This window comes from Kitasatospora sp. NPDC007106, assembly GCF_040634455.1.
In the GTDB taxonomy this organism is placed as follows: domain Bacteria; phylum Actinomycetota; class Actinomycetes; order Streptomycetales; family Streptomycetaceae; genus Kitasatospora; species Kitasatospora arboriphila.
In genome coordinates this window covers 1-7,272 of sequence record NZ_JBEYFP010000285.1, presented here as the reverse complement: position 1 = coordinate 7,272, position 7,272 = coordinate 1, and the positions used below count along the sequence as shown (strand labels likewise).

Annotated in this window: 5 protein-coding genes; all 5 read right to left on the bottom strand. The window is 75.0% G+C overall.

Going from position 1 to position 7,272, the window contains the following annotated elements; genetic code table 11:
• Positions 1-1,687 (bottom strand): PAS domain-containing protein (locus ABZ641_RS20955; protein ID WP_359983788.1); only part of this gene is annotated, 1,687 nt, incomplete at its 3' end.
• 129 nt (positions 1,688-1,816) lie between these two features.
• On the bottom strand, positions 1,817-2,476 hold the full coding sequence (locus ABZ641_RS20950) for a TetR/AcrR family transcriptional regulator (protein ID WP_344625856.1): 660 nt from the start codon (positions 2,474-2,476) through the stop codon (positions 1,817-1,819).
• Positions 2,477-2,522: 46 nt separating this feature from the next.
• Positions 2,523-4,118 (bottom strand): AMP-binding protein, encoded by a 1,596-nt coding sequence (locus tag ABZ641_RS20945; protein WP_344625878.1) that lies wholly within the window; start codon positions 4,116-4,118, stop codon positions 2,523-2,525.
• A gap of 237 nt (positions 4,119-4,355) precedes the next feature.
• Positions 4,356-5,537, bottom strand: a complete 1,182-nt coding sequence (locus ABZ641_RS20940) for an acyl-CoA dehydrogenase (protein WP_344625857.1) — start codon at positions 5,535-5,537, stop codon at positions 4,356-4,358.
• Positions 5,538-5,607: 70 nt separating this feature from the next.
• Positions 5,608-7,272 (bottom strand): biotin/lipoyl-containing protein (locus ABZ641_RS20935; protein WP_359983784.1); only part of this gene is annotated, 1,665 nt, incomplete at its 5' end.

The following is a 7,272-nucleotide window of genomic DNA, read 5'->3' as shown; positions in this document are numbered from 1 at the left end:
CGCCGATGGCGTTGGCGGTCTCGTCGAGGCGGGTGAGCACCTGCTCGGGCGGCAGGTCGAGGGTGGCCAGGGTGCGGGCGACGGTGCGCAGCTGGCCCATGGTGGCGGCGGCCCGGATGCCGTGGCCCATCACGTCGCCGACGACCAGGGCGACCCGGCCGCAGGAGAGCGGCACCACGTCGAACCAGTCGCCGCCGACCTCGGAGACCAGGCTGCTCGGCAGGTAGCGGTGGGCGATCTCCAGGCCGAGGGTGCGGTGGATCTCCTGCGGCAGCAGGCTGCGCTGCAGGGTGAGGGCGGTCTCGCGCTCGCGCCGGTAGAGCCGGGCGTTGTCGATGGCGAGGGCGGCGCGGGCGACGAGTTCCTCGGCGAGGGCGACGTCGGCGGCGGTGAACGGCTCGGGGTTGCGGGTGCGGACGAACTCGGCGCCGCCGAGCACCATCCCGCGGGCCAGGACCGGCACCATCAGGTAGGAGTGCACGCCCGCGGCGATGCCCGGGCCGACCCGGTCGGAGCTGGGCACCAGGCCGCGCAGCACCTCCTCGTCAACGTGCGAGCGCAGCAGCGGCCGACCGCTGCGCAGGCACTGGGTGTAGACGCGCTGGGCGTCGTACTCGGTCGTCGCGCCGACGGCGTCGGCGGCCCGGGTGAGCCCGGCCTCGTAGGCCTCGCCGACGGCGACGGCGCGGACGAGGATCGGCTTGTCCGGCTGGATGGGGGCGGGCTCCTCGCCGCGCAGCACCGGCTCCAGCAGGTCGACGGTGGCGAAGTCGGCGAACCGCGGGATGACCGCCTCGATCAGCTCCTCGGCGGTGCGCTGCAGGTCGAGGGTGGTGCCGATGCGGGCGGTGGCCTCGGCGAGCAGGGCGAGGCGCTCCTGGGCGCGCGCGGCACGCGCCTCGGCCTGGAAGCGCTCGGTGACGTCGATCAGCGAGGAGCTGACGCCGAGCACCCGGCCGGTGGAGTCCTCCAGCCGGAAGTAGGAGGCGGACCAGGCGCGGTCGCGGCGCGGCTCGCCGGGGGTGCGGCCGTGCGAGCGGGCGTCGACGATCGGGCGGCCGGTGGTGAGCACCTGGCGCATCACGGCCTCGATCTCGGCACTGTTGAGGCCCGGCAGCACGCCGGAGACCCGGCGGCCGATGTGCTCGTCCACCGGCACGCCGTTGATCTTGGCGAGGGCTTGGTTGAGCCGGACGAAGCGCAGGTCGGTGTCGTAGACCGCCATCCCGATCGGGGACTGGTTGAAGATGCCGTCGAGGACGGCGAGGTCCGCCTCCACCTGGCGCAGCGCGCGCACGTCGGAGCCGGTGACCAGCAGCAGGTGCTGACCGCCGGGGCCGGCGATCGGGTAGGTGTGGAACTCGATCTCGACGTCGGAGCCGTCCCGGTGCCGGATCGGGTGGATGCCGGACCAGCCGGAGCCCGCCATGATCTGCTCGAACAGCTCGCCGGCCTGGTGGCGCCGGCCCTCGGGGACGAGCAGCTCGGCCGCGTAGGAGCCGACGGCCTCCTCGGCGGAGTGGCCGGAGAGCGCCTCGGCCTCCTCGCTCCAGTGCAGGATGCGGCCGTCCTCCTGGAGGAGGGCGGTGGCGAGCGGCACCAGCCGGTGTCCGGCCAGGCGCGCCGAAGCGGCGCCCGCCTCACCGCGGCCGGCGCCGTCGGTGGCGGTCCAGTCGAATCCGTGCATCTTCAGGAGTTCACCTGCCCGGTACCTTCCCGGTGGGAGGCCGGCCAATCCGGTCCCCACCAGACTGCACAAAGCCCGGCCGGACGGCGACTGCGGGTCGCCGGCCGGTCGGGCGCGGTCTGTTCGTACTCAGCACGCCGGTCTCCCGCCGGCCGGACCGTCCGCGGCCGGTCCCCCGCCGGCCAGTGCCGCCTCCAGCAGCCCGGCCCACTGGCGGACGATGCCGGCCCGGCGGGCCCCGTCGTCGGTCAGCAGGTTGGCCAGGCCCAGGCCACGGGCCATGTCCATGGTGGCCTGCACGGTCTCCCGCACCCCGGGCCGGGACTCGTCCGCGCCGAGGAACTCCACGGCGGCCCGGTGGGACTCCCGGCCGACGTGGTTCTCCAGCGCGACGATCCGCTCGCGCAGCGCGTCCTCGGTGGCGGCGGCCACCCACAGGTGCAGCGCAGCGCGGAACAGCGGACCGGTGTAGAGCCGGACGATCATGGAGACCACGGCCTCGGTGCGCCCCGGACCGGCCGGCGGCAGCTGCTCGGCGCTGGCCCGCACCTGGGCCAGCCGCTCGTCGGCGACGTGCTCGACGGCCGCCGTGAAGAGGTCCTCGCGGGTCGGGAAGTGGTGCTGGGCCGCGCCCCGCGTCACCCCGGCCCGCTCGGCGACCACGGCGACCGTCGAACCCTGCCAGCCCAGCTCGGCCAGGCACTCCACGGCGGCCTCCAGCAGGCGGCGGCGGGTGGCGCGGCTTCGGTCCTGCTGCGGGGTGCGCAGGGCGGCGGCGTGGGCGGTCATGGCCTGGCTTTCCGGTGGCGGTGTACGGCGGTTGCGCCCGATCCTCTCAGATCGCCGGCGCGCCGGTGGCGGACGGGCGGGCCCGCAGCTCGCGGCGGAGGATCTTGCCGCTCGCGGACTTCGGCACCGCGTCGAGGAACTCCACCGCCCGCACCTTCTTGTACGGGGCGACCTGCGCCGCCACGTACTCCTGGACCTGGGCCCCGGTCAACTCGCTGCCGGGGGCCCGCACCACGAAGGCCTTCGGGCGCTCGGTGCCGTCCTCGCCGGTGACACCGACCACCGCGGCGTCCGCGATCTCCGGGTGGGTGAGCAGCAGCGCCTCCAGCTCGGCGGGCGCGACCTGGTACCCCTTGTACTTGATCAGCTCCTTCACCCGGTCGACGACGAAGAGGTAGCCGTCCTCGTCGACGTAGCCGACGTCACCGGTGTGCAGCCAGCCGTCGGCGTCCAGCATCGCGTCGGTCTCCGACTGGCGGCCGAAGTAGCCCTTCATCACCTGCGGGCCGCGGAAGAGCAGCTCGCCGCGCTGACCCGTCGGCAGGTCGGTGTCGGGGTCGTCCAGCGAGACGATCCTCAGCTCGGTGGAGGCCACCATCTTCCCGACCGTGCCGGGCGGCGGCGCCGGGTCGTCCAGCGGGACGACGTGGGTGACCGGGGAGAGCTCGGTCATGCCGTAGCCCTGGTGGATGCGCGGCAGGCCGAGCCGGCGGGCGGCGGCGTCGGCGAGCTCGGCGTCCAGCGGGGCGGCGGCGCTGAGCACGTACTTCACCGAGGACAGGTCGTACCGGTCGACCAGCGGGTGCTTGGCCAGCGCGAGGACCATCGGCGGTGCGGCGAAGACGCCCTCGATCCGCTGCTCCTGGATGGTCCGCAGGAACTGCTCCAGGTCGAAACGGGGCAGCACGACGACGGTCGAGCCGCAGCGCAGCGGGTGGTTGAGCAGCGCCGTCAGGCCGTAGATGTGGAAGAAGGGCAGCACGGCGATGATCCGCTCACCGGCGGCGGTGGCGTGCACCGAGTCGGTCTGCGCCAGGTTCGAGCCGATCGACCGGTGGGTGAGCATCACGCCCTTCGGCAGGCCGGTGGTGCCGCTGGAGTACGGCAGCACGGCGAGGTCGCCGGCGTCGATCCGCGGCGCGGGCTCCGCCGCGGTGGTCGCGGCGAGGTCGGCGAGCGAGCGGTGGCCGGGGGCCTCGTCGCAGACGAAGACCTCCGCGATCGGACGGCCCTCGGCGGCGAGCGCGGCGGCGGCCTCGGTCGCGACCGGCAGGAAGGCGGAGACGGTGACGATCCAGCGGGCACCGCTGTCGCGCAACTGCCCGGCGAGTTCGCCCGCGGTGGCGAGCGAACTGACCGTGGTGACGGTGGCGCCGGTGCGGGTCGCGCCGTAGAAGGCGACCGGCCAGGCGATGGTGTTCGGACTGAACAGCGCGACCACGTCCCCCTGGCGGACACCCGCCTCGGCGAGGCCGGCCGCGGTCCGGCGGGCGGCGAGGTCGAGCTCGGCGTAGCTGAGGGTGCGGCCGGTGACGCCGTCGACCAGGGCGGGCAGCCCGGCCCGGCCGTTCAGGTCACCGAGGACGGCGTCGTGGATCGGCAGGTCGACGGGCTCGATCTCGGGGTGGTCGCTGCGGAACACCATGCATACCTCCGGCGGGGGTGGTGGGGAGCTCGCGGTGCTGCCAGGTTGCCGGGTGACAGCCTGCCCGTTTTCCGCCCCGCAGCCCAGAGGGCGTGCAGCGATCCTTTGCGTGGGCGGGCACCTCACCAGGGGCCCGGGTCAACCACCCGGGGGAAGTGGGTGACCACTCAGGGGAAAGGGGCGGCCGCTCAGGGGCGCTGGGGGCACCTCCCAGCGCCCCTGGTGCATACCGTCCTAGTACGACCGCGGGAGGCCGAGGGTGTGCTGGGCGACGTAGTTGAGGACCATCTCGCGGCTGACCGGGGCGACCCGGCCGACGCGGGTGACGGTGAGGAGGGCGGCGAGGCCGTACTCCTGGGTGAGGCCGTTGCCGCCGAGGGTCTGGACGGCCTGGTCGACGGCCCGGCAGGCGGCCTCCGCCGCGGCGTACTTGGCCATGTTCGCGGCTTCGCCCGCCGCGAGGTCGTCCCCGGCGTCGTACAGGTGGGCGGCCTTCTGGGTCATCAGCCGGGCGAGCTCGACCTCGATGGCGCACTGGGCGAGCGGGTGGGCTATGCCCTGGTGGGCGCCGATCGGGGTGTCCCAGACGGTGCGGGTGCGGGCGTAGTCGACGGCGGTGTCGAGGGCGCGGCGGGCGGCGCCGATGGAGAACGCCGCGGTCATGATCCGTTCGGGGTTGAGGCCGGCGAAGAGCTGCAGCAGGCCGGCGTCCTCGTCGCCGACCAGGGCGTCGGCGGGCAGCCGGACGTCGTCCAGGAAGACCTGGAACTGCTTCTCCGCGGCGACCAGCTCCATCGGGATGGCCCGGTACTCGAAGCCGGGGGTGTCGCGGGGGACGACGAAGAGCGAGGGCCGCAGCCGCCCGGTGCGGGCGTCCTCGGTGCGGGCGACGAAGAGCACGGCGTCGGCGTGGTCGATGCCGGAGATGAAGACCTTGCGGCCGGTGAGCAGCCAGTCCTCGCCGTCGCGGCGGGCGACGGTGGCGATCCGGTGGGAGTTGGAGCCGGCGTCGGGTTCGGTGATGCCGAAGGCCATCCGGCGGGTGCCGTCGGCGAGGCCGGGCAGCCAGCGGCGGCGCTGTTCCTCGGTGCCGTAGCGGGCGATGACGGTGCCGCAGATGGCGGGTGAGACGACGAGCATCAGCAGCGGGCAGCCGCCGGCGCCGAGCTCTTCGAGGACGATGGCGAGTTCGGTGATGCCGGCGCCCCCGCCGCCGTACTCGGCGGGCAGGTTGACGCCGAGGTAGCCGAGTTTGCCGGCTTCGGCCCACAGTTCGTCGGCGTACTCGCCGGCGCGGGCCTTGGCCTGGAACCAGGCGGGGCCGAAGCGGGCGGCGAGGTCGGCGACGGCCCGGCGCAGGGCCTGCTGTTCGGGGGTCTCGACGAGGGTGCCTGCGGTGGTGCGCGGTGCGGACATGCGGCGTCCTTCCGGGCGGTGAGGGTGGGGTGCCGTGCAGGGTGCGAGGGGTGTACGGGGTGTGCGGGGCTCAGGCGGGCTGGACGACGGCGAGGACGGCGCCGGGCTCGACCTGCTGGCCGGGGGCGACGCGGAGTTCGGTGAGCAGCCCGTCGGCGGGGGCGGTGACCTGGTGCTCCATCTTCATCGCCTCCAGCCAGAGCAGTGGCTGTCCGTCGGCGACGGTGTCGCCGACGGCGGCGGCGGTGCGGACGACGGTGCCGGGCATGGGGGCGAGCAGGGCGCCGGGGTCGGTCCGCTGCGCCGGGTCGGGGAAGCGGTCGAGCGCGGTGAGGGCGGTGGCGCCGTTCGGCCCGTCGACCCAGACGCCGGTGCCGTGGGCGGCGACGTGGAAGGTCTGCCGCAGGGTGTCCGTCTCCAGGACGACCAGGTCCGGGGCGGAGCGGAGCAGCCGGGTGCCGGGGTGGCCCTCGGCGTCGAGTCCGGTCCGGCCGAGCCGGTAGCGGACCTCCCATTCGCCGCCGTCGGCGGCGCGGTACCGCTTGATCTGCGGCTGGGAGGGCAGGTTGCGCCAGCCGGAGGGCAGCGCGGTGCGGCGGGAGGCGGCGTCGGCGAGGGCGGCGGCGAGGGCGGCGAGCGGGGTGTCCTTGCCGTCGGGGGCGGTGAGGTCGGCGGCGTGTTCGGTGAGGAAGCCGGTGTGCAGCCGGGCGGCCAGGAAGGCGGGGTGGCGCAGGGCGCGGACGAGCAGGTCGCGGTTGGTGGCGGGGCCGTGGATCCGGGCGCGGCCGAGTGCGTCGGCGAGCCGGCGGGCGGCGGCGGCCCGGGTGGGTGCCCAGGCGACGACCTTGGCGAGCATGGCGTCGTAGTGCACGGTGACGGTGGTGCCGTCGTCGGCGCCGGAGTCCAGGCGCAGCCCGGTGGGGGCCCCGCCGGTGGTGAATTCGGTGTGCGGGTGGGCGAGGGTGAGGCGGTGCAGGGTGCCGGTCTGGGGCTGCCAGTCGCGGGCCGGGTCCTCGGCGTAGAGGCGGGCCTCGACGGCGTGGCCGGTGGTGGCGGGCGGTTCGGCGGGCAGGGCCTCGCCCTCGGCGACGGCGATCTGCAGGGCGACCAGGTCGAGGCCGGTGACGCATTCGGTGACGGGGTGTTCGACCTGGAGGCGGGTGTTCATCTCCAGGAAGGCGAGCCGGCCGTCGGGGGCGAGCAGGAATTCGGCGGTTCCGGCGCCGACGTAGCCGATGGCCCGGGCGGCGTCGACGGCGGCGCGGTGGAGTTCGGTGCGCTGCCGTGCGGTGAGTCCGGGGGCGGGGGCCTCCTCGATCACCTTCTGGTGGCGGCGCTGCAGGGAGCAGTCGCGGTCGCCGACGGCCCACACGGTGCCGTGGGTGTCGGCCATCAGCTGGACCTCGACGTGCCGGCCGGTGGGCAGGTACGGCTCGCAGAAGACCTCGTCGGAGCCGAAGGCCGAGAGCGCCTCGGCGCGGGCGGCGGCGAGCGCGGCCGGCAGTTCGGCGAGGTCGCGGACGATCCGCATGCCGCGTCCGCCGCCGCCGGCCGCGGCCTTGACGAGCAGCGGCAGGTCGGCCTCGGTGGGTTCGGTGCCGACGGTGAGGACGGGCACGCCGGCCGCGGCCATCAGCCGTTTGGCGGCGGTCTTGGAGCCCATGGCGGCGATCGCGGCGGGCGACGGTCCGATCCAGGCGAGTCCGGCGTCGAGGACGGCCTGCGCGAAGTCGGC

Excerpts from the sequence above, each read along its gene's own strand:
- ABZ641_RS20950 (WP_344625856.1), bottom strand. The coding sequence starts at position 2,476 with ATGACCGCCCACGCCGCCGCCCTGCGCACCCCGCAGCAGGACCGAAGC.
- ABZ641_RS20940 (WP_344625857.1), bottom strand. The coding sequence starts at position 5,537 with ATGTCCGCACCGCGCACCACCGCAGGCACCCTCGTCGAGACCCCCGAA.